The organism is Nocardia sp. NPDC003482, assembly GCF_053588115.1.
Window position 1 is genome coordinate 162,206 of sequence record NZ_JBSFPI010000017.1, and the last position, 21,201, is coordinate 183,406.

At 70.9% G+C, this 21,201-nt stretch carries 25 protein-coding genes; 15 read left to right on the forward strand and 10 right to left on the reverse strand.

The window, feature by feature from the left end:
- The first annotated feature begins 14 nt into the window (after window positions 1-14).
- Genes ACWDSJ_RS25825 through ACWDSJ_RS25860 form a run of 8 tightly spaced genes read left to right on the forward strand, consistent with a single transcriptional unit; the run spans window position 15 to window position 7,625 of the window.
- Window positions 15-1,625, forward strand: a complete 1,611-nt coding sequence (locus ACWDSJ_RS25825) for a nitrilase-related carbon-nitrogen hydrolase (protein ID WP_450034903.1) — start codon at window positions 15-17, stop codon at window positions 1,623-1,625.
- The gene (locus tag ACWDSJ_RS25830; protein ID WP_450034846.1) at window positions 1,622-2,431 is read left to right on the forward strand and encodes an oxidoreductase; all 810 of its coding nucleotides are present in this window, start codon (window positions 1,622-1,624) and stop codon (window positions 2,429-2,431) included. Before ACWDSJ_RS25825 ends, ACWDSJ_RS25830 begins: the two co-directional genes overlap by 4 nt.
- The gene (locus ACWDSJ_RS25835) at window positions 2,428-3,372 is read left to right on the forward strand and encodes an alpha/beta hydrolase family protein (protein WP_450034847.1); all 945 of its coding nucleotides are present in this window, start codon (window positions 2,428-2,430) and stop codon (window positions 3,370-3,372) included. The genes ACWDSJ_RS25830 and ACWDSJ_RS25835 overlap by 4 nt, the downstream gene beginning before the upstream one ends.
- 13 nt (window positions 3,373-3,385) lie before the next feature.
- Window positions 3,386-4,507, forward strand: coding sequence for an aromatic ring-hydroxylating dioxygenase subunit alpha (locus ACWDSJ_RS25840; protein WP_450034849.1), 1,122 nt, complete (start codon window positions 3,386-3,388; stop codon window positions 4,505-4,507).
- A complete protein-coding gene (locus tag ACWDSJ_RS25845) occupies window positions 4,504-5,193 on the forward strand; it encodes a hypothetical protein (RefSeq protein WP_450034851.1) in 690 nt (229 codons plus the stop codon). Before ACWDSJ_RS25840 ends, ACWDSJ_RS25845 begins: the two co-directional genes overlap by 4 nt.
- Entirely contained in the window at window positions 5,190-6,107 is a 918-nt protein-coding gene (locus ACWDSJ_RS25850) for a hypothetical protein (RefSeq protein ID WP_450034853.1), read from the forward strand. The genes ACWDSJ_RS25845 and ACWDSJ_RS25850 overlap by 4 nt, the downstream gene beginning before the upstream one ends.
- Window positions 6,104-6,889 (forward strand): SDR family oxidoreductase, encoded by a 786-nt coding sequence (locus ACWDSJ_RS25855; protein ID WP_450034855.1) that lies wholly within the window; start codon window positions 6,104-6,106, stop codon window positions 6,887-6,889. Before ACWDSJ_RS25850 ends, ACWDSJ_RS25855 begins: the two co-directional genes overlap by 4 nt.
- On the forward strand, window positions 6,882-7,625 hold the full coding sequence (locus ACWDSJ_RS25860; protein ID WP_387369149.1) for a maleate cis-trans isomerase family protein: 744 nt from the start codon (window positions 6,882-6,884) through the stop codon (window positions 7,623-7,625). Before ACWDSJ_RS25855 ends, ACWDSJ_RS25860 begins: the two co-directional genes overlap by 8 nt.
- Window positions 7,626-7,628: 3 nt before the next feature.
- Here ACWDSJ_RS25860 and ACWDSJ_RS25865 read toward each other — a convergent pair whose 3' ends face one another.
- A complete protein-coding gene (locus tag ACWDSJ_RS25865) occupies window positions 7,629-8,447 on the reverse strand; it encodes an HpcH/HpaI aldolase/citrate lyase family protein (protein WP_450034858.1) in 819 nt (272 codons plus the stop codon).
- Between the two features lie 187 nt (window positions 8,448-8,634).
- Here ACWDSJ_RS25865 and ACWDSJ_RS25870 point away from each other — a divergent pair, with 187 nt between their 5' ends.
- Window positions 8,635-9,612, forward strand: coding sequence for an alpha/beta hydrolase (locus ACWDSJ_RS25870; protein WP_450034860.1), 978 nt, complete (start codon window positions 8,635-8,637; stop codon window positions 9,610-9,612).
- A 19-nt stretch (window positions 9,613-9,631) separates the two neighbouring features.
- On the opposite strand, the gene ACWDSJ_RS25875 is transcribed toward ACWDSJ_RS25870, so the two are convergent.
- Window positions 9,632-10,375: a maleate cis-trans isomerase family protein gene (locus tag ACWDSJ_RS25875; protein WP_450034862.1), complete on the reverse strand. Its 744-nt coding sequence runs from the start codon at window positions 10,373-10,375 to the stop codon at window positions 9,632-9,634.
- The gene (locus ACWDSJ_RS25880) at window positions 10,372-10,932 is read right to left on the reverse strand and encodes a TetR/AcrR family transcriptional regulator (protein ID WP_450034864.1); all 561 of its coding nucleotides are present in this window, start codon (window positions 10,930-10,932) and stop codon (window positions 10,372-10,374) included. Before ACWDSJ_RS25880 ends, ACWDSJ_RS25875 begins: the two co-directional genes overlap by 4 nt.
- An 84-nt stretch (window positions 10,933-11,016) precedes the next feature.
- Between ACWDSJ_RS25880 and ACWDSJ_RS25885 the strand changes: the two genes are divergently transcribed.
- The 3 genes from ACWDSJ_RS25885 (at window position 11,017) to ACWDSJ_RS25895 (ending at window position 13,621) form a co-directional block, all read left to right on the forward strand.
- Entirely contained in the window at window positions 11,017-11,901 is an 885-nt protein-coding gene (locus ACWDSJ_RS25885; protein WP_450034865.1) for a DUF4437 domain-containing protein, read from the forward strand.
- A 76-nt stretch (window positions 11,902-11,977) separates the two neighbouring features.
- Window positions 11,978-13,081, forward strand: coding sequence for a carboxylate-amine ligase (locus ACWDSJ_RS25890; RefSeq protein WP_450034866.1), 1,104 nt, complete (start codon window positions 11,978-11,980; stop codon window positions 13,079-13,081).
- Window positions 13,082-13,174: 93 nt separating this feature from the next.
- A complete protein-coding gene (locus ACWDSJ_RS25895) occupies window positions 13,175-13,621 on the forward strand; it encodes a hypothetical protein (RefSeq protein ID WP_450034868.1) in 447 nt (148 codons plus the stop codon).
- A 4-nt stretch (window positions 13,622-13,625) separates the two neighbouring features.
- Here ACWDSJ_RS25895 and ACWDSJ_RS25900 read toward each other — a convergent pair whose 3' ends face one another.
- Window positions 13,626-14,408 carry an SDR family oxidoreductase gene (locus ACWDSJ_RS25900; RefSeq protein ID WP_450034870.1) on the reverse strand — a complete coding sequence of 261 codons (783 nt, stop codon included), beginning with the start codon at window positions 14,406-14,408 and terminating at the stop codon, window positions 13,626-13,628.
- A gap of 80 nt (window positions 14,409-14,488) precedes the next feature.
- Between ACWDSJ_RS25900 and ACWDSJ_RS25905 the strand changes: the two genes are divergently transcribed.
- Entirely contained in the window at window positions 14,489-15,097 is a 609-nt protein-coding gene (locus ACWDSJ_RS25905; RefSeq protein ID WP_450034871.1) for a TetR/AcrR family transcriptional regulator, read from the forward strand.
- Between the two features lie 4 nt (window positions 15,098-15,101).
- Here the strand turns inward: ACWDSJ_RS25905 and ACWDSJ_RS25910 are convergent, their stop codons facing one another.
- Genes ACWDSJ_RS25910 through ACWDSJ_RS25920 form a run of 3 tightly spaced genes read right to left on the reverse strand, consistent with a single transcriptional unit; the run spans window position 15,102 to window position 17,201 of the window.
- The gene (locus tag ACWDSJ_RS25910) at window positions 15,102-16,157 is read right to left on the reverse strand and encodes a DUF3089 domain-containing protein (RefSeq protein WP_450034872.1); all 1,056 of its coding nucleotides are present in this window, start codon (window positions 16,155-16,157) and stop codon (window positions 15,102-15,104) included.
- Between the two features lie 36 nt (window positions 16,158-16,193).
- Complete coding sequence (locus tag ACWDSJ_RS25915; protein WP_450034873.1) at window positions 16,194-16,463, reverse strand: hypothetical protein; 270 nt, start codon at window positions 16,461-16,463, stop codon at window positions 16,194-16,196.
- A gap of 33 nt (window positions 16,464-16,496) precedes the next feature.
- On the reverse strand, window positions 16,497-17,201 hold the full coding sequence (locus ACWDSJ_RS25920) for a helix-turn-helix transcriptional regulator (protein WP_450034875.1): 705 nt from the start codon (window positions 17,199-17,201) through the stop codon (window positions 16,497-16,499).
- 132 nt (window positions 17,202-17,333) lie between these two features.
- Between ACWDSJ_RS25920 and ACWDSJ_RS25925 the strand changes: the two genes are divergently transcribed.
- Together ACWDSJ_RS25925 and ACWDSJ_RS25930 are read left to right on the forward strand one after the other, a co-directional pair.
- The gene (locus tag ACWDSJ_RS25925; protein WP_450034876.1) at window positions 17,334-17,846 is read left to right on the forward strand and encodes a DUF2231 domain-containing protein; all 513 of its coding nucleotides are present in this window, start codon (window positions 17,334-17,336) and stop codon (window positions 17,844-17,846) included.
- Window positions 17,847-17,882: 36 nt separating this feature from the next.
- On the forward strand, window positions 17,883-18,299 hold the full coding sequence (locus ACWDSJ_RS25930; RefSeq protein ID WP_450034878.1) for a hypothetical protein: 417 nt from the start codon (window positions 17,883-17,885) through the stop codon (window positions 18,297-18,299).
- On the opposite strand, the gene ACWDSJ_RS25935 is transcribed toward ACWDSJ_RS25930, so the two are convergent.
- The 3 genes from ACWDSJ_RS25935 to ACWDSJ_RS25945 are packed head-to-tail and all read right to left on the reverse strand — an operon-like array spanning window position 18,296 to window position 21,115.
- Window positions 18,296-18,910, reverse strand: coding sequence for a LutC/YkgG family protein (locus ACWDSJ_RS25935; RefSeq protein ID WP_450034880.1), 615 nt, complete (start codon window positions 18,908-18,910; stop codon window positions 18,296-18,298). The genes ACWDSJ_RS25930 and ACWDSJ_RS25935 overlap by 4 nt on opposite strands.
- Window positions 18,903-20,366, reverse strand: coding sequence for a lactate utilization protein B (locus ACWDSJ_RS25940; protein WP_450034881.1), 1,464 nt, complete (start codon window positions 20,364-20,366; stop codon window positions 18,903-18,905). The genes ACWDSJ_RS25935 and ACWDSJ_RS25940 overlap by 8 nt, the downstream gene beginning before the upstream one ends.
- The gene (locus ACWDSJ_RS25945) at window positions 20,363-21,115 is read right to left on the reverse strand and encodes a (Fe-S)-binding protein (protein WP_450034904.1); all 753 of its coding nucleotides are present in this window, start codon (window positions 21,113-21,115) and stop codon (window positions 20,363-20,365) included. Before ACWDSJ_RS25945 ends, ACWDSJ_RS25940 begins: the two co-directional genes overlap by 4 nt.
- Window positions 21,116-21,201 lie beyond the last annotated feature (86 nt).

A 21,201-nucleotide genomic window follows, 5' to 3' on the forward strand; every position in this document is an offset into this window, starting at 1 on the left:
AGGAGGTGACGCCCATGGTCCGGATCGCGGCCGCGCAACTCGCCTCGGGCACCGATGTCGCCCGGAATCTGGACGCCTGCCTCCGGATGATCGACGCCGCCGCGGCGGCCGGGGCCGAGCTGGTGGTCCTGCCCGAGTTCTGTAACCACCTATCGTGGTACGCCGACCGCGCCCACGCGCACAGAATGGCCTGCGTGCCCGGGGATTTCTTCCTCACCGCCATCGCCGAACGCGCCGCGCGGCACGCGATGTTCGTCAAACTCGGCGTCACCCTCGCCCGGCCGGACGGGCGCACCACGGCGACCAGCCTGCTGTTCGGTCCGGGCGGTGAACTTCTCGGCGAGTCGGACAAGCAGATCCTCATGGGCGCGGAGAACGACCACCTCGATCCCGGCCTTGCCGATTCGCCGGTGCTGGACACCCCGCTCGGCCGCATCGGCATGTACGCCTGCATGGAGGGGGTCATCTCGGAGGTGACCCGTTCGCTCGCGGTGCGCGGGGCGCGACTGCTGCTCAACAGCCTCAACTCGTTCGCCACCGACGAGGCGGATCTGCACATTCCGGTGCGCGCGGCGGAGAACAAGGTGTGGGTGGTGGCCGCCAACAAGGTCGGTCCGCTGCTCCCCGAGGCGCAGCTGCCCGATATCGCCGCCCGGCTGGGCGTTCCGGCGGATCGGCTGCACGGGGCGGGCGAGAGCCAGATCGTCGCGCCCGACGGCACGGTGGTGGCCAAGGCGCCGGTGTCCGGCGAGGCGCTCGCGGTCGCCGACATCGAGGTGAGCGCCGCCGACGACAAGCTCCGCCCCGACGGGACCGACGTGTTCGCGGCCCGTCGCCCCGAGTTGTATCGGCCGATGGCCGCGCCGGCGCGGCGTACCGCGCCCGCGGGGGCCGAGTCGGTGGAGGCGGCGGTGGTCGCCGACGCGGCCGAGGTCGCCGCGGCGGCCGCCGCCGGGGCGCGGCTGATCGTGCTGCCCGAACTCGCCGCACCGGTCACGGATGTGGTTGCGGCGCTGTGCGATTCGGACGCCTACGCGGTGCTGACGGTGCGCGCGGACGACCGGCACATCGGCCTGCTGCTCACGGCGGAGGGGATCGTCGGGCGGCAGGATCAGTTGCACCGCACCGAGCGACATCCGTGGCTGCGCGAAACCGGTTCCGAACTCACCGTGTTCGCGCTGCCCTGGGGCCGGCTGGCGATCGTGGTCGGCGACGACGCGATCTTCCCGGAGACCTTCCGGCTGGCCGCCATCGCCGACGCCGATGTCGCCGCGGTCTGCTGCGCGCCCGCCGAGGACTGGGAGCTGACCCTGGGCCTGCCCGAGCGCGCCGCCGAGAACCGGCTCAATCTGGTTGTGGCGGCATCGGATTCGCGCGGCGGGCTGGCCGGCGCGATCCACGCCCTGAGTCCCGACTTCACCCTGTGGACCGCGTGGCGCGGACCGTTCACCGGGGTGATCAGCCAGCCGGAGAGCACGCTCGTCCCGCCCGGGGCGACGCGTGTCCACGCCGAGATCCACCCCGCCGAGGCCGTCAATCGCGCCGTCTCCCGGGGCACCGATCTGATCGCGGGACGGCCACCGGCCGCGCTGGCGAATCTGACGAGAGAACTGGAGTTGCGATGAGCGAGACCGTCCAACACGTCGAGGAGATGGTCGATTCGACCGCCCGCGCCGACGTGACCGAGACCTTCGAGGAGTGGCAGCGCCTGCTGCGCACCCTCGCCGACCGCATCGGCGAACGCTTCGAACTGCACCGCGACCCCTCCACCGCGGATCTGGAGTCCTACGGCGATCCGAGCACCGGCCCGTCGGGGCGGCTCGCCGCCTACGCCGGGCCCGAGATCGACTGGCTGGTGCACTCCTGGATCGGCGATCCGAGTACGGGTTTCGTGAACATGCACCTGACCGCCTGGCTCGGCCCGCGGATCCGGGTGCCGCATCTGGGCTGCGCCCTGTTGCTGTGGCCGGAGGGCTGGTTCTACATCGACGCCATTCCGCGCGGGGATCTGCTCGGCGAACCCGACTACTACGACCGCTACTACCTCGACGCCGACGAACCGTGGCTCACGTTCAAGGCCGAGCACCCGGACTTCCGGTGGTTCACCAGCCGCACCGGATTCATCCGGGCGAGCCTGTCCCCCACCGCCTACTGCTACTCCTTCCCCACCACCCGCGCCAATCTCGACACCGTCGCAGCGCTGCTCACCGACCGCGTGGACCGCTGGCTGGGCTGGGTGGACGCGGCCGAACCGGTCGCGCCCGGCGAGCGGGCGCCGCTGGCGGCGCGGGATCTGGCCGTGCGCCGCAATATCGCCGAACGCGATCCCGCGAACGTCATGGGCCGCCGCATGTTCGGCGACGAGCTCACCGACCGCCTCGTGCGCGCCCTGTGGGGCGGCGACCGGGTGCTGGAAAGGCCGAGCGCGTGACCGTCGTCCGATCCCTGTGGTGGTCCGCCCGCACCGACGGCGTCGCGCCCTTCGACACCGCCCACCTGAAGGTCTACTATCCGGCGGCGGTGTCGGGGGACGACACCGAGCGGCTCACCGGCGTGTTCGCCCCGGATCCGGCCGGTGCGCCGTATCCGGTGGTGCTGTTCCTGCCCGGGGTGAACGTGGCGCAGGACAGCTATCGCCGGTTCGCCACCGCGCTGGTCGAGTCCGGGTTCGTGGTCGTCACCTTCGATCGCGTGGCCGAGTTGTTCGGCGGCCGAATGGGTTTGACGCCCGGCGTCGATCTGGCGGCGGCGCGGCCCGAGACCTACGGCAGCCGCCCCACCTGTCCGACCATCGGCACGATCCTCGACGCGGTCGCCGCATTGAACGCGGCCGGGCCGCTGTCCGGCGCGCTGGACACCGAACGCGTCGGCCTGGGCGGGCATTCGGCGGGCGGGACGGTGGCATTGCAGTCGGCGCGGTACTTCCCGGCCGTGGGCGCGGTGTTCGCGTGGGGCGCACACACCATGGTGGCGACCATGCTGGGCTGGGATCCCGGTACGGTCCTGCCCGCGCAGGTGACGTGCCCGGTGCTGCTGGGCGTGGGCACCAACGACGGCGTCATCCGGGGCAGCGCCGACCGGTACGGCGAGGACGGCGAGGATCGGCCCGATCCGGTGCGGCGCACCTTCGACGAGGCGCTGCCCGACGGGGAGCATCTGCTCGCGATCGTGCCCGGCGCCAACCACTTCGGCATCGCGGACGCGGACCCGACCGCGGCGCGCGCCTTCCTCGACGGGCCCGCGGACGCCTCGGCCCTGACCCCCTTCGCGCGGCTGACATCGGCGTTCCTGCGCACCCACCTGCTCGGCTCGGCGGCCGCGCGGGACGAGCTGAACGCCTTCGACGACGGCGTGCTGCTGAAGCGACGATAGGAGATCGCCCGTCATGCTCAAGAACTTCTGGTACGCGGTGGAATTCGCCGATCGCGTCGATCGCACGCCGCGGCGCGTGACGTGCCTGGGCCAGGATTTCGTGCTGTACCGCACGGAATCCGGTGCGGCGGTGTGCCTGTCGGATCTGTGCGTACACCGCGGCGGCGCGCTGTCGATGGGCAGCCTCACCGGCGATCACATCACCTGCCCGTACCACGGGTGGCAGTACGGGACCGACGGCGCGTGCGTACGGATTCCGGCCAATGCCGAGGAGCGGACCATTCCGCGCAAGGCCCGGGTGGACGCCTATCCGACCACCGAGCGGTACGGGATGGTGTGGGCGTTCCTCGGCGATCTGCCCGAGGCGGACCGGCCGCCGATCCCGGCGATCCCCGAGCACGACGACGCGAGCTTCACGGCCGTGCAGTACGAGATGGTCCTCGACGCGAATTACGAACGGACACTGGAGAATGTGGTCGACGCCGCGCATACGCCGTTCGTGCACGGCACCTCGTTCGGGAATCCGGCCAAACCGCAGATCCCGGATTTCGGTGTGCGGCAGACGGATTGGTCGGCCGAGGCGGACATCCTGCTGAGCCCGCCGCCGCCGAAGGGCCTGTGGGGGCTGCTGTCGCGCCGGCGGCCGCGGCCGGAGTACGTGACCGTCACCAACGGGTGGTACCTGCCGAACCTGGTGAAACTGCATGTGCGGCTGCCGATCGGGGATCTGATCCTCTACGACTTCAACATCCCGCTGTCGCAGGAGCGGACGCTGATCAAGATCCTGGGCTACCGCAACTTCTTCACCGGATCCTGGGCCGACGGCAACACCCGCCAGCGCATCGAGAAGATCCTGTTGCAGGACCGGCCGATCGTGGAATCGCAACGGCCCGAACTGCTTCCGTTCGATCTGTCCGACGAACTGCACGTGCGCAGCGACGCGCTCCAGGTCGCCTACCGCCGCCGCCGCGCGCAGCTGCGCAAACAGGGTTGGTGGGTCGGCGACGACGACATCGTCACCGGCGACGCGCCGCGCCGGACCGCCACCGTCATCGCCTCCCCCGCGCGCCGCGACAATCCGGAGCTGGCCAGCGCGTGGGTGCACAAGGCCCGGACCGGAGGGGAACCGCGATGAGCCTGCCCGCCGCGCTGTGTGAGCGCACCGTCGAAACCATCACCGCCGCATACGATCTCGCGGTCGCCGTGGATCTCGAGCTGACCGGCGAGTTGTCGCCCGATCCGGTCGGGCGGCTGCGGGTGTTGCGCGGTGATCCGCTGGCGAAGGTGGTGACCGTCGATCTGGTGGTCCCGCCGATCGGACTGGACAGTCACATGATCTTCGCGTTCCTGCCCGGCGACAGCGCGATTCCGCATTTCACGCTGGATTCGGTGGCGGCGAACGGCTACTTCGCCATGCATCTGGATCTCATTCCCCGGACGGATCTGGCGGTGTCGCTGGACTATCTGGACGCGGCCTTCCTGCCGCTCACGCCGTTGCTGGAGGCGGCCTGGCGGATCGAGGGGGTCTCGCCCGCCGCGGTCGGGCCCCGGCAGCGGGCCATGATGTCGCCGTGGATGGTGGTGTGCCGCGCCACCGAGTCGGCGTTCGGCGAACTCGGCGGGACGGTGGAGGAGTATCTGCGGCACTGGCTCACGCTGGTGGACAAGGGTGTTCCCCCGGTGGACATCGACCTCGCCGCGCGTGATCGCCTCAATCGGGCCAACCTGTTCAGCCCGCGGGTGGATCCGGTGTGGGCGCAGGTGACCCGGCTGCTCGGCGCGGAACAGGCCGAGCGGGTGCGCGGGGAGTTGCTGTCGTGACCGCCTCGCCCGCCCCGAGCGTGTGGCAGCGGCGCATCGCGGGGGAATGGGTCGGGCGGCCCTCGCTGTTCGACGCCGCGGGAACCTGGCTGGGCTTCGAGGACATTCGCCGCTCGTCGGTGTTCGCCGACGGGGTCACCACCTATTACATGGACGGCGGGCTGAGCGGCGGCGGGCCGCTGGCGGCGCGGTTCGCGCTCGGGGCGCCGTTCGCCTTCGGCGTGGTCGACTCCGACGCCGACCGCCTCTACACCGGGCCGGATTTCTACGGCGCGGGTCAGCCCTACGGCGGATTCGTCGACGCGCACTACTACGGACCCGGATGGCAGGTGTCGCTCAACACCTGGAATCAGACCCTCGGCGACACCCAGGTGTACTCGTCGGTGCTGTACCAGGGCCCCGCCATGGTCGGGGTGTTCAATGGCGTGTACACCCGGGACCCGGAGCTGGTCGACGAGCGCGTCGAGACCGAGACCCGGTGCGGCGCGGCCTGTTTCGTGCTGCCGACCAAGGACCGGAGCCGGTATCGCGGCGAGCTCGAGGTCTGGGGGGCCGATCAGCGGCCGCGGGGCGGCGCGCGGATGGTCCTCGACGTGACGCCGACCGGGCTGCTGACGGCCGACCATCACCTCTCGCTCACGGGCGAGGTCGAGCTGGACGTCCGCGCCGGCGTGCGGCGGGACGGCACGCGATGGTTCCACGAGGGGCCGGGGCTGTGGGGGAACGCGACCGCCTACGGCCGGGCGAGCTATCCGCGCCTGCACCTGCCCGACGGACGGCGAATGCTGGGACGGGAGTTCATGATCGACGCGGAGCCGGGCATGGGCGCGGGGTCGACGCTGGCAGTGGTGTACGAGCTGTTCGAGCACAACGCGCTGACCGCGGTGCTGCACGGCGTGCTGGAGCGGTCGTGAGCACGGTCGTCGTGACCGGCGGCACGCGCGGGATCGGGCTCGGCGTCGCGCGCGCCCTGCTCGATCGGGGCCATCGGGTCGCGGTGTGCGGCAGCGACTCCCGGCGGGTGGCGCGGGTGCGGGAGGAGCTGCCCGGCGAGGCGCTGGTCCGCGCCGCCGACGTCACCGACCGCGCGCAGCTGCGGGAGCTGTGGGACGCGGCCGTGCACCGGTTCGGCTCGGTCGACATCTGGATCAACAACGCCGGGATCGGCCACGCCCGGAACCCGTTGTGGCGGTTGCCCGTCGACGAGGTCGAGGCGGTGGTGCGGACGAACCTGCTCGGGGTGATCAACGGGTGCGCGGTCGCGGTGGCCGGTATGGCCGAGGCCGGGGGTGGCCACATCTGGAACATGGAGGGGCTGGGCAGCGACGGGCGCGTGGTGCCGGGGCTGGCCGTGTACGGGACCAGCAAGCGCGGGGTCACCTATCTGACCGAGGCGCTGGCGCGGGAGGCGCCCGCCGGGGTGTCGGTGGGCCTGCTCAGTCCGGGCATGGTCGCCACCGACCTGCTCAGCCACGGCTACGCCGATCCCGCCGAATGGGCGCGCGCCCGAAGGGTTTTCGACATTCTCGCGGATCGGGTGGACACGGTGGCGCCGTGGCTGGCCGAGCGGGCGGTCACGCGGGCCCGCAACGGCGCGCACGTGCGCTGGCTGACCGGTCCCAAGATCGTGGGCCGGTTCGCGCTGGCCCCGTTCCGCGATCGACACGTCTTCGACAAGGAGGGTTCCGATGCCTGACGTTCTCGGCTGGCGGGCCAAATTCGGGGTGCTCGCCCCGTCGACCAATACCGTGGTGGAACCGGACTTCGCCCGGATGGGGGTGCCCGGGGTCACCGCGCACTTCGGCCGCATCCACATTCGCGACCAGGATATGAGCGACGACGCGGGCATGGACCGGCTGCTCGACCAGATCCGCGCCGAACTGGCGGCCGCCTGCCAGCGGGTGCTCACCTGCGAGCCGGACTACATGGTCATGGGCATGTCGGCGGAGACCTTCTGGGGCGGCGTCGAGGGCAATCGCCGGTTCGTCGCGCAGATCCACGAGCTGACCGGCCTCGAGGTCGCCACCGGGGCCGAGGCGTGCCGGCGCGCGCTGGAACTGTTCGGGGCCGAACGCATCGGCGTCGTCACGCCCTACCAGGCCGTCGGCGACCGGAACGTGGTGCGGTTCTTCGGTGAACTCGGCTTCGAGGTGAAGGCCATCGAGGGATTGCGTTGCCCCACCGCCGTTTCCATCGCCCACGTCACCGAGGACGAACTGCGGGCCGCGCTGCGCGCGGTCGACGGGGACGGGGTGGACGCGCTCGTGCAGTGCGGGACGAACCTGTCCATGGTCCGCCTGGCCGACGAGGCCGAACGCTGGCTGGGCAAGCCCGTCATCGCGATCAACGCGGCGACGTGGTGGATGGCATTGCGGGACAACGGGATCGCCGATCGGGTGGAGGGGGCGGGCACGTTGCTGCGCGACCACTGACGGTCAATCCTCGAGCAGGCGACGGGCGGCGCGGATCACGGCGAGGTCGATCATGCGGCCCCGCTCGTCCAGCACGGGCGCGCCCCGGGCGTTCTCGAAGCGTGCGACGAGAGCGCGTGCGGCGGCCAAACGCGCGGGACCGGGGGTGAAGACGTCGTTGACGATGGGGACCTGGGCGGGATGGACGCAGGCGCGGCCCCGAAAACCCATGCGGGCCAATGCCTTCGTGGTGACGCGGAGGGCCTCGGGATCGGCGAGGTCGGTGCGGACCGGGGCCAGGGGCGGGGCGATTCCGGCGGCGGCGCTGGCGAGGACGATCCCGGTGCGGATGGCGAGGAGTTCCAGGTCGTCGGGGCCCGGGTCGATGCCGGTGTCGGCGCGCAGGTCGGCCTCGCCGAGTTGCAGGCGACGGACGCGGGGGGCGGCGGCGATCTCGCGGGCGGCGAGCACGGCCGCCGCGCTCTCCAGCAGGGCGCAGACGGCGACGGAGTCGGGGCGGGGTTCGTGAGCGCTCAGGAGGGCGTCGGCGGCCCGGATCTGTTCGGGGGATTCGGATTTCGCCAGACACACCGTCGAGACCCCCGCCGCGGCCACGGCGCGCAGATCCTCCGCGGCGAGTTCACCGGAGTTCACCCGGACCCAAACGCGTTGGGGGGCAACGTTCGTCGCGCGCAGCCAGGCCGTGACCTCGCGACGGGCGGCCGCCTTGTCCGGCAGCGGGACCGCGTCCTCGAGGTCGAGCAGCAACACGTCGGCCGGACCGGCCAGGGCCTTGTCGAACAGTTCGGGACGATTGCCGGGAACGTACAGCGCCGATCGCACCGGCCCTCCCAAGATTTCGAAACATTGTTTCCCTATGGGGAACGTAATGGGCGTGAAGCCCCGTTGTCCAGCCCGAACGCCGACCGGTTTCGAGTTGACAGCGGGGCCGCCGTGGGCGCTAATGGAGGTTCACAACCTTATGAAACGCCATTCCATCAGTGGAAACGGCCCTGCTTCCGGAGTCGCCATGCGCCCGAAGGGACCGGTCCTGGCCGCCTTGGCCACCGCCGCCGCACTCGCCCTGTCCACCAGCCCGGCCGCCGCCGACGCCCTGCCCGGCTCCGTCGAGATCCCGTGCGCCGCAGACGTTCTGCGGCAGAGCGCCGACTGGTACCTGCCCGCCGGGCCGCCGCGCGGGCTGATCTGGCTGCAACACGGGTTCGCCCGGACGAATGCCAATGTGGCCGACCTGGCCCGGACCTTCGCCGATGCCGGATACCTCGTATTCGCGCCGAGCCTGCCGTTCGTGAACCTGTCCGGCTGCACCATGCAGAACCTCGGCGACAACACCGCCTTCCTGGACAATGTCGCCGCGCTGCTGTCCGGCGACCCGACCGGGGCCCTCGGCGTCAGCCTGGCCGCCGCCGTCGGACCCGGGCGGGAGGTTCCGGCGATCCCGAAGGAGTTCGTCTTCGTCGGGCATTCGGCGGGCGGCGAGGTCGTCGAGTACGTGGCGAACCACCTCCGCACCAATGCCCCGGGCGTGTGGGCCGGGCTGCGCGGGCTGGTCCTGCTCGACCCGGTGAAATCCTTCCTGGGCGAGAACACCGACCGGGCCCTGGCCGGGCTCGACCCCACCCCGCTGCCTATCCTCACCGTCTCCGGTCCGCCGTCCTGGTGCAACAACTTCGGCAGCGGAACGGCCGCGCTGCGCGCCCACCTGCACCGGCCGTTCGTCGGCGTGCTGCTCACCGGCGGGGCCCACACCGACGCCGAGGGCGGCAGTTCCGACGCGGTGGGCGAATTGCTCTGCGGCACACCGCAACCCGCGAATGTCGCCGCACTGCACCGGCTCGCGGTCGGCTGGGCCGACGACTTCTTCTCCGGCGACGTCACCCCCGACCTCTACCCCACCGCGGCTTCCCCCACCACCGCGGGCACGATCCCCGCCGCCATCGGTGCGGTGGCCGCCGCCCCGGGCGCCCAGGTCCTGTCCGGTTCCTGACCCAGGCGCGCGCGGCCGGTCAGTACTCGCGCAGGAGGCGTCCCGCACCCTCGACGCGATCGGTGATGCCGTGCTCGCGCAGGGCGTGCCAGAGGGTGGCGGCGTTGATGGCGATGACGGGTTTGCCGAGTTCGCTCTCCAGGCGGTCGGCCTGGGCGACGAAGGAGAGGTTGGTGCCCACCTGGACGATGGCGTCGACGTCGGGAGCGTCCAGGGCGGTGACGGTGTCGCGGATACGCTCGGGGGTGACGCGGGCGATGGCCATGGCGGTGGGGCAGCGCAGGCCGGTGATCGCGGCGACGTCGAACCCGGCCTCGGTGAAGAAGCGGCCGACCTCCACATCGGCGACGGGCTGGTAGGGCGAGAAGACGGCGATGCGGCGACATCCCAAGGCGCGCAGGGCGGCTCGGCAGGAGCCGGCCCCGGTGGTGATCGGCAGGCCGGTGCGGTCGCGCAGGCGCTGTTCGAAGGCGGCGTTGCCCGCGACGCCGCCCCAGAACGTCTCCGCGGACATGCCCATGACCATGCGATCGGGTTCGGCGGTCAGCACGTCGCGCACGGCGGTGTCGATGGACGCGCGGATCTGGCCGAGCAGGGCGGTGAAATCGCGGTCGTCGGCCATCACCGGATCCGGGATGTACATCGACCCCGCGCGATAGGCCACGCCGGGCAGCCCGGCACGCCAATAATCGTGTTCCACAACGGTATTCGTGCTGGGCACGATCACACCGAAGACGGCCCGGGGACCCACCACATTGGTCATCTCGACTCCTTCGACAGCACCTCGTCCACCGCCCGGTGCGCGCGTTCGCGGTCCACGGGACGATCCAGCAGCAGCACGTCCACCAGCAGCGGCGCGACGATCGCCAGCGCGGCGTTCTCGACCCGCTCGCGGCCCTCCAGCCCGATCGCGGTCAGCGTGCGGCGGAACGGTTCGAGCAGATCCATGACGTAGCGGTGCCGCAACGGCACGCACGCGGGATCGGCGGACGACGCGGTCACCAGCGCGCGCAGGAACACCCCGACCGGCTTGTCGCGCAGGCGATCACACAGCAGATCCACCTCGCGCCGCAGATCCGCCACCGGATCGCCCGTGGGCTCCGGCGCCGGATGCGGGGCCACCGAGATCAACGCGGCGAGAACGTCTTTCGGGGTGGGCCAGTGCCGATAGATGGTCGTGCGGGCCACGCCGGTGCGGGCGTGCAGGCGCTGCGCGGTCAGGGCGCCCGCACCCTCGGAGAGCACGAGTTCGAGCGCCGCCGTGAGCACCAGTTCCTCCGTCTCCGTCGCGGGTCCCGCCGGTCGTCCGGGTCTGTTCACGAGAATAAACGATACAGGTTGTTTTGGTTGCTAGTTTGCAGTACATTTTGTAGCGAAAAGTTGTTCCTCCCTTCAGGAGACCCCATGCGTCCGCATGTAGAACTCATCGACGAACGCGATCTGCTCTGGCACCCCGCCGAATTCGAGCACGCCACCGGCTCCGCCGAACAGCGCAACCTCAGCTACGACGAGGAGGACGGCTCGGCCTCGCTCAAGGTGCGCTTCACCACCGACTGGTCCCGCCCCGCGGGCACGCACCACGCCGACACCGAATGGTTCGCGCTGTCCGGCCGAATCCGCGTCGGCGACACCGACCTCGGCCCCGAGGGCTATTGGATGGCGCCCAAAGGCGTTCGGACACCGGCGATCTCGGTGACCGAGGGCACGGAGATCCTGCTGTTCCGCGAGCAGGGCGACTGGCGGTTCGAACCGGACGGGAGTGACCCCGGCGGGGACGGGGGTTTCCTCGTCCTCGACGCGGCGGCCATGCCGTGGATCGATGTCAAGGACGGCAGTCCGATGCGGTTCGATCTCGGCGGTACTCCCGTGCCGGGGCTGTACATCAAACTGCTGTACCGCGATCCGGAGACCGGCTTCTACACCCGATTGATCAAGGCGAAGCCGGGGTGGCGGGAGGAGCCGCTGGCCCATCATCCGTGCAGCGAGGAGGCGTACTGCCTGGCGGGTGGGTTCGACTACAACTACGGAAGGATGTGGCCGGGAACGTATTTCTGGCGGCCCGCGCTCATCCGGCACGGCGACTTCACCGCCGACGCCGAGGAGGGCTGCACCTGGATCATCCGCTCCGACGCCGATCTGGTCGACTGGTACACCGACGAACCCGCGGTGGTCATGTCCGGCCGACCGCGCAACTGGGGGCCCGACTTTCCGCAAACCCTCGCGCCGCGTTTCATCGAACCGGTGCGTTCCCGATCGATAGGCCCGTGGGTCGACCCGTCCTATCAGTGAATCGACCCGCACCGACCGGGACCCGAGCATTCGAGCGGCGAACATAGTTCGGCGCGGGCGGGGTAGATCGTTCGGGATGAACGAGTTCATGCCGACCATCGGGGTCGAGGAGGAGTACCTGCTGCTCGATTGCGAGACCGGGTCACCGGTCTCGGGCAATCGCGCGGTGGCCCGCACGGCCGAGCGGATGGGCCTGGATCTCCAGCTGGAGCTGTCCGGCTGCCAGGTGGAGGCGGCGACGGGGGTGCATCGCGGCGTCGAGGACCTGTTGGACGAGCTGCGGCGCCTGCGCCGGGACGTCGCGGCGGCGGCGAAGGAGAACCGGACGATCGCCCTGGCCGCGGGCGTCTCCCCGACCGATCCGTCGTCGGTGGCGTTGACCGCCTCGGATCGGTACCGCCGCATCGGCGACTCCTTCGGGCTGCTCGCGCGCGAGGAGGTGGTGTGCGGGTGCCACGTCCACGTCGAGGTGCCCGATCGCGAGGTCGCCGTGCAGGTGAGCAATTTCCTGCGGCCGTGGTTGCCGGTGCTGTTGGCATTGACGGCGAACTCGCGGGTCCACCACACCCGCGACACCGGGTACGCGAGCTGGCGCAACATCCTGTGGCACCGCTGGCCCAGCGCCGGGCCGCCGCCGTACTTCACCTCCGGCAACGAGTACGACACCCATGTGGACGTGCTGCTGGCGGCCGGGGTCATCCTGGATCGGAAGATGATCTATTGGGATGTGCGGCCGTCGATCTCGTTCCCCACCGTCGAGGTCCGGGTCAGCGATGTGCCCGCCACCGTCACCGAGACCGCGTTGCTGGCGAGTCTGGTCCGCGGCCTGGTGGTCACCGCGCGAGAAGCCGTGCGGCACAACCACGCCGCGCCCGCCGTCTCCCCCGAACTGCTGCGCGCGGCCTATTGGAAGGCGGCGCGGACCGGACTCGATGGCGACAGCATGGATCCCGCCGACGGCGGCCTGCGCCCGATGGCCGAACGCGTGCGCGAACTCGTCGACCACGTCGGGCCGGTGCTGGACCGCTGCGGCGAACGCGACTTCGTGGAGACCACGATCCGATCGGTCCTCGCCGACGGCAACGGCGCGCAGCGGCAGGCGCGCGCCCTCGCCCGCCGCGGACGGGTGGACGATCTCGTGGACGAGCTGGCCGAGACCACGCTGACCGGCTGCCATTGAGCCGCGAAAGGCGCTGACCCGCGCCGGGTTTGGCCCGTCCGGTTCCGGGAACATCGGCGGTAGCCGAGAGATTGCCTACAGAGAGGGCGAACGATGGACGAGTGGCCGACGGCGAAGTCCTCGGTGAGCGCGCGCCCGGACGGGGTGTCGGACGAGACGGTGCGCGGGCTGGGCAAACTGTCCGAGGCCCTGGAGTTCGTGGAACGTGCTCGCGGACATCTGTATTCGCTGCACCAGCTCATCGGCGGCGCCGATCTGGCCCTGTCGGAGGCCGCCGACCTGCTCGCGGAGGCGGGCCACGACGGATGGGCCGAGCGCGTGCGCACCGACCTCATCGGCCTCAATGTGCTCGACGGTCGCTGGACCTTCCAGGTGGTCGAGGAGTTCGACGACGGCTACTGGTCCACCTTCCGCTCGCTCGAGCGCGCCGCGCGCGAGGAGTTGGCCGACGGTGTGCGGCACATCTTCGAGGCGGAGATGAAGGAACAGCGCCGCACCGACGGCGCGCCGGGCCACGAGCCGGTGCCCGACTCGGCCTGACCGCTCAGCCCCGGCGCACCACCGGACCGAGCAGCAGCCCGCCCGAGGCGTCGACACATTGTCCCGTAACCCAATTCGCGTCCGGCGAGGCGAGAAACGCCACCACGCCCGCGATGTCGTCCGGCTCGCCCACGCGGCCGAGGGCCGCCCACCCGGCCGCCTGCGCGCCGAGTTCCGCGTCCGCCAGCCAGGGCGTGATGTCGGTCCGCACGATGCCGGGTTCCACCGCGTTCACCGTGATGCCGCGCGGGCCGAGTTCCAGGGCGAGCGTGCGGGTCAAGGTGTTCAACGCGCCCTTGGTCATCGAGTAGGCGATGGTCAGGGGCGTGGCGATGCGGGCCGCGCCGGAGGAGACGTTGACGACGCGGCCGCCGTCGCGGAGCCGGGACAGGCCGTGTTCGAGGAGGAAGAACGGCGCCTTGGCGTTGACCGCGAACACCTCGTCGAAGTCGTCCTCGGTGACGGTGTCGATGGTGCCGTAGACGGCGACGCCCGCGTTGTTGACGATGATGTCGACGCCGGAAGTGTCGGCGTACCTTGCGATTTCGGTGTCGAAGCGTTGCCACAGCTCGCGCGCGTCGCCCGGCCGCCCGAGTCGGGTGCCGATCGCGAACGCCAGCCCGCCCTTCGCCTCGATCGCCGACACCACCTCGGCGGCGGCCTCGGCGCTGCTGCCGTAGTGCACGGCCACGAGCGCCCCCTCCGCGGCGAGGCGTTCGGCGATGGCGCGCCCGATGCCGCGGCTGGCGCCCGTGACCAGGGCCGTCTTGTTCGCGAGAGTCCCCATGGGTGTCCCACCCTTTTCCTAGTGATCGCTAATCAAACAGCACCCTACGGCATTTTTTTAGCGGTCGCTATAGTTGCGGCATGGCCACTTCCGGACGTCGGGGCCGCCCGTACGCGTTCGATCGCGAGGCGGCGCTGGACAAGGCGCTGCACATGTTCTGGGAGCACGGCTACGAGGCGACCTCCATCGCCGATCTGACCGCCGCGATCGGCATCGCGCCGCCGAGCCTGTACGCGGCCTTCGGCAGTAAGCACGAGCTGTTCGCGCGGGTGGTCGAGCGGTACGGGCAGCGGTACCGGACCTATCTGGCCGAAGCGATCCGGCGCGAACCCACCCTGCGCGCCGGAATCGAACGATTGCTGCGGGAGGCGGCGGCCGCGTACACGCTGCCGGGACATCCGGCGGGCTGCCTGATCATCACGGCGACGGTGAACTGCGCCACGCCGGACGCGCGAGAGCTGTTGCGGGAGTTACGCAATGGGAGCCTGGATCAGCTGGAGCGGCTCGTCGAACGGGCCATCGCGGCGGGCGAGTTGCCCGCGGACTGCGACGCGCACGCGCTCGCGGTGTTCACCGGGGTCGTGATGCAGGGCATGGCGTATCAGGCGCGCGACGGCTCGTCCCGGGCCGTGCTCGAGGCCGCGGCGGGGATCGCCGCCGCGGCCTGGCCGTGGGTGGAACCGGAGTGAGTCCTCAATTGTGTTGCGGCCCTTGGCCCTCGAGCCATGTGACGGTCTGGGCGGAGACGAGATCGAGCAGATCCCGCTGGGCGATATCGATGTCGAGCAGGTGCAGGCCCCAGGTGGCGTCGGGGATGGTGGGCAGCGCCGTGGCCGGGGGCGCGCCGTCGCCGCCGCCCTCGATCATCAGCACGTGCGGCGCGGAGGTGGTGCAGTGGCCGCGGTAGGCGTCGACCGGGCGACCGTTGAGGACGCCGCGCAGACCCGTGTCGGCGCCGGTGTCCAGGGCGGCCGGGTCGGTGCAGAGGACGTCGTAGTCGGGACCGTAGGGGAATCCGCCGCGCGTGCCGCTGGTGTTCGGTTCGGTCGGCGCGAGCCCGAAGCGGGTCTTCGGCGGCGGGGTCGCGGCGAAGGTCGAATACGCGATGACACAACCGATTTCGCCGGTTCGGGTGCACGCCGGGATGGCGTCGAAATCCCCGCCGATCCCGGTTCCGCGCCGGACCAGGACATTGGCCCCCGGCAGGATGGCCGAGACCAGCAGGCGCTGGTCGGGGGTGCCGTCGATACGCGTGCGCAGCAGCGTCCGCAGCATGACCGAGCCCTGCGAATGCCCGAGGAATACGACGCCGCGGCCGTGGTTGTGGTGGGCGAGGTAGTCCGTCCAGGCACGGTCGATGTCCTCGTAGGCGAGGTCCAAAGCCGGGGAGCGTTTCGCGCCGGGCGAGGCGAACAGCCCGAGCAGGGTGCCCTGCCGGTACATCGGCGCCCAGACATTGCAGCGGCCGTCGAAGGGGGCCGCCTGCTGGCGGGCTACCGTCCGCTGTTCGGGGCCGGGCGTGCGGTCGGCGTTGGCGGTCGGTTGCAGCGACACCGTGGGATAGACGTAGAAGCAGTCGACGGGGGCGTCCGTGGTTGTGCCGCAGGGGTTCTCGGCCTGACCGGGGCGGCACAGCCAGATCGTGCCGGGGTCGTCGTCGGCGGCGGCGGTCGGGCACAGCCCGAGCATCGCCACGAAGGCGACGGCGACGACGGGGACCAGATGGCGCAGGCGGGACCGAACGGGCATGATCGAAGAATAGGGCCGCCCGAGGACGACCGGGCGTCAATTCCCCTCCATCACAATCGGTGGCACGGCCGCATGGGACGCGGCGGCGTGGGCCTTCACCCCGCCCACGAGAGCCGCCAGGGCCATGGCGACGATCAGGAGACGAACCAGTCCGCGCAGCACCACGTCCTGCGCGAACGCGGCGCGCAGCCGCGACGACGCCCGGCGGCGATCTCGTCGTCCGGGTAAAGCGTTGTGGCGCTTATTGATTCGCCGTATCGCGGTCCGCGTCGCGGGCGACTTCTGGTCCTCCGTGGACGGCTGCATAGCGGCAGGCTAACCGACAGCAACCGAATATCGTCACACCTCGCGGGTGATTTCGGCCCGCTGGTCTTCGGCCGGGCGGATCTCGACGCAGCATTCACCGGGTGCCGGGGCGAGGACGGCGCGCGTCGAATCGGCCCCGAGCCCGGCGAGCAGCCCGGTCAGATACGAGTGGTTCAGGGCGCAGACCAGGTCGGGGGCGCGGGCGGCCAAGGGGTGGAAGGGGCAGTTGCGCAACCGGATACCCCCCGGCGCGGTGTCGGCGGGCTCGAAACCCCGCTCCGCCAACGCGTTTCGCAGCAGGGCTCGCTCGCCCGTCCCCGTCCCCGGCCGCAACTCGCGGCCGGTCGCCGCACCGCGCTCGGCGGCGGCGCGGACGGCCGCCGCGCGCCCCGACTCGCCGTCGCGCTGGTCGAGCACCGCGTCGACCAGGATGTCGGCCAGCACCTCGGGTCGCCGCTCGGGGATGCTGACCCGCACGTCGGCGTCCACGGGCCGATACACCTTCGGCGTCCGGCCCACCCGGCGGATGCCGCCGACATGTTCGTAGTGCGCCCGTAACAGCCCGACATCGACCATCTTGTCCAGATGGAACGCGGCCAGTTTCCGCGAGATCCCCACGTACTCGGCCGCCTCGTCCCGGGTGACCGGGCGGCCCGCCTCCCGGATGAACCGGTACATGCGGCGGCGCAGCTCGTCGTCGAGCGCGGCGACGGCGCCGATGGCCGCATCACTGGTCACCGGTCCACGATAACGCCGGTCGTGATATCCGAACCGGAACGGGTACGACGCGCCCGTACGGAACCTTGACCAGCTCAGGCGATTGAACCAAACTTTATTGGCGTAATCGCGGGACACCTCGAGGAGGTCGTCGTGACCGAGGACATGCGGCAGGCCAAGCGTCCGGTGAGCGCGGCACTCGCCGGGCCCTACGGGCATCCGTTCCATCCGATCCTGGTGACGGTGCCGATCGGCGCCTGGATCGCCAGCGTCGTGTTCGATATCGGTTCCCATATCGTCGACGAGCCCGCCACGCTGGCTCGCGGCGCGCAATGGCTGATCGCGATCGGCGTGCTGGGCGCGCTGGCCGCGGCGGCGATCGGGTTCCTGGATCTGTTCGCCATCCCGGGCGGGACGCGCGCGTTCCGGATCGGGTTGATCCACATGAGCCTGAATCTCGTCGTCACGGTCGTGTTCGCGCTCGGATTCTGGTGGCGCACAGCGGGAACCGGTGTCGACGGCGCGGTCGGGGCGGGGCCGTTGACGCTGTCGATCGTCGCCCTGGTCCTGTTGGGCGTCTCGGGCTATCTCGGCGGCATGCTCGCCTACCACTTCGGTGTGCGGGTCGCCGACGAGAACACCCAGGCCGAGGGCTTCCGCCGCTGATTCCGCGTTCCATCCCTTCCCACCTCAGGAGACATCATGGGCATCGCGGCACTGATCCTCTGGCTGCTCACCGCGGGCGGCGGCTTCTTCATGCTCGCCACCTGGATCGCGAAAGGCGGTGCGCGGCAGCCCAGTTCGAGCCATCTTCCGATTCCGGTGGTGTTCGGGCACTTCCTGCTCGCGGCGGCGGGGCTGGTGGTGTGGATCGTCTATCTCGTGGCCGACACCGACGCGCTGGCCTGGGTCGCCTTCGCCCTGTTGGTTCCGGTCGCGCTGCTGGGCCTGGTGATGCTGCTGCGGTGGCTGCCGGTGTACCAGGGCCGGGCGACCGCCACCGATCCGCAACCGGCCGAGCGGCACTTCCCGGTCGCGGTGGTGGCCGCGCACGGCGTGTTCGCGGTCGCGACCGTCGTGCTGGTGCTGCTCACGGCCTTGGGCGTCGGGGAGAGTTAACGCTCGACGAGCAGGACGTCGAGGGTGCGCGGGCCGTGCACGCCCTCGACGCGGTCGAGTTCGATATCGCTGGTGGCGCTGGGCCCGGAGACGAAGGTCAGGGGGCGGTTCGGGTCCAGGGCGGCGAATGCCTGCGGGACGGTGTCGACGATCTGGTCGGTGAACACCACGCAGAGGTGATGGTCGGGGACGAGGGTCAGGGCCCGGCGGCCTTGTGCCGCACCGGAATCGAGGACGAGGGTGCCCGTCGCGGCGATCGCCAGGGCGCAGCCGGTGAGCACGGCGTCGGCCCCGTCCAGGGCGGCGATCGGGAGCGGATCGGAATCGGGTACGGCCGTGAGTGTTTCGATCCACGCGGCGGGGATGTCGGCGGGCACCACGACGCGGGCCGCCGCCCCGCACAGCCGGATCACCGTCGCGGCGATCGCGTGCTCCTCGATGCGATGCACGCGGGCGTGGTACCGCTCGACGGCGGCGGCGAAGCGGTCGGCGTCGCCTCGGCCCTGGAGCGGATGCCGGTCGTAGTCGCGGGGCACCGGCACCGGATCGGTTCCCGAGACGGACAGCGCGGACCGGATCCGGTGCAGCACCTCGCTTTTCGCGTCACTCATCGCGGCCTCCCCGAGTACGGGCCCACCACTGGCGGAAGGTTTCGGCGGGCGGGGCGGGTAGGTCGCGGCTCGCCGTCCAGCGCGAGCCGGGCCACGGCAGCGCCGAGATCCGCCGATCCGGGCCCGCGACCACGCGCCCGACGCCCAAAGCCTTTGCCGCCGTGGCGAATCGGCGTTCGGAGCCCATCGCCCAGGCCGCGCCCTTCATCGCGAGATCCTGTCCGCCGGGTAGGCCGTGCCGCTGGGTGTCGACGTGTTCGGCGCGCAGGTGGACCAGGATCGAGGGGATATCGATGCGCACCGGGCAGGCGTCGAAACACGCCCCGCACAGCGTCGACGCGTACGGCAGCGACGCGTTCGGATCGTCGGCGCCGCCGATGCCGGTCAGCTGCGGGCTCAGGATCGCCCCGATCGGGCCGGGATAGATCGAGCCGTACGCGTGGCCGCCGGTGCGCTCGTAGACCGGGCACACATTCAGGCACGCGCTGCACCGGATGCATTTCAGGGCATCGCGGCCCACGACGTCGCCGAGTACCCGGGTGCGGCCGTTGTCGAGCAGCACCAGATGGAACTCGGCCGGACCGTCGCCAGGGTGCACACCGGTCCACATCGAGGTGTAGGGGTTCATCGGCTCGGCCGTGGACGAGCGGGGCAGCAGCTGGAGGAACACCTCGAGGTCGGTGAACCGCGGCACCACCTTCTCGATGCCCATCACCGTGATCAGGGTGCGCGGCAGGGTCACGCACATCCGGCCGTTGCCCTCGGATTCGACCACGGCGAGCGTACCCGTCTCGGCCACACCGAAATTCGCGCCGCTGACCGCGATCCCGGCGGTGAGGAACTTGCCGCGCAGATACGCGCGGGCGGCCATGGCCAGCGCGCGCGGCTCGTCGGTCACCGCACCCGCGCCGGGCATCGCGCGGGCGAAGATCTCCCGGATCTCGGCGCGGTTGCGGTGGATGGCGGGGACCAGGATGTGGCTGGGCGTGTCGTGACCGAGTTGCACGATCAGTTCCGCGAGATCGGTTTCGACCGCCGCGATGCCGTGCCGCTCGAGGTGTTCGTTGAGCCCGATCTCCTGGGTGGCCATGGACTTGACCTTGACCACCTCGTCCGCGCCGCGCTCGCGGATCAGGCCGGTGACGATCTCGTTGGCCTCGGTGGCATCGCGCGCCCAGTGCACGACTCCGCCGCGGGCGGTCACGTTGCGTTCCAGTTCCTCGAGCAGTTCGGGCAGCCGGGTGAGCACCTCGTGTTTGAGCGCGCTGCCCGCCGCGCGCAACTCCTCCCAGTCCGGGCATTCGGCCACGGCCGCAAGCCGTTTGGCGCGGATGGTGGCGGTGGCGTGGCCGAGGTTGCGGCGCAGCTGGGTGTCGCGCAGGGCCTCGCGGGCGGCGGCCGGGAACGATTGCGCGCCATGGAGATTGCCGGTGCCCGGGATGCCGAGGAACGTCATGCGCGTGCCGCCGTCGTGTCGGTGGCGGCCAAAATCTCGGCCAGATGCACCGTGCGCACCCCCGAGCGCAGGCGGCTCAGTCCCCCGCCGATATGCATCAGGCACGACGAGTCACCCGCCGTGCACACCTCCGCGCCGGTACCGATCACCCGGGTCATCTTGTCGGCCAGCATGGCGGTGGAGGTGTCGGCGTTCTTGATCGCGAACGTGCCGCCGAAACCGCAGCACGAGTCCGCGTCGGCGAGTTCGAGCAGGGTCAGCCCGCGCACGTGCCGCAACAGCCGCAGCGGCTTGTCGCCCACCCGCAACATGCGCAGCGAATGACAGGTCGGGTGGTAGGTGACCCGATGCGGGTAGTAGGCGCCGACATCACCGACACCCAGCACATCGACCAACAGCTCCGACAACTCGTAGGTGCGGGCCGCGACCGCCTCGGCGCGCGCGGCCAGCCGCTCGTCGCCGAATCTCCGTGCCACAGCGGCATGTTGGTGCCGCACCGAACCCACACACGACCCGGACGGGGCCACCACCACGTCGCAGCCCGCCTCCTCGAACACCTCCACATGCCGCCGCACCAGACCCAGGGCCTCACGCGCGTATCCGGTATTGACATGCATCTGGCCGCAGCAGGTCTGCCGCTCCGGAAACACCACCTCGTGCCCGAGCCGCTCGAGCAGGGTGACCGTCGCGATCGCCGCGCGCGGGAACATGGCATCCGCCAGACATGTGACGAACAGGGCGATGCGCATGGCGGACTCCTCACGATCGGTTCCGGCCGAGAAGAACATGCCCCGAGACTAGACAGCCGTCCCGGCGGTCAACGGCTTCTGACCAT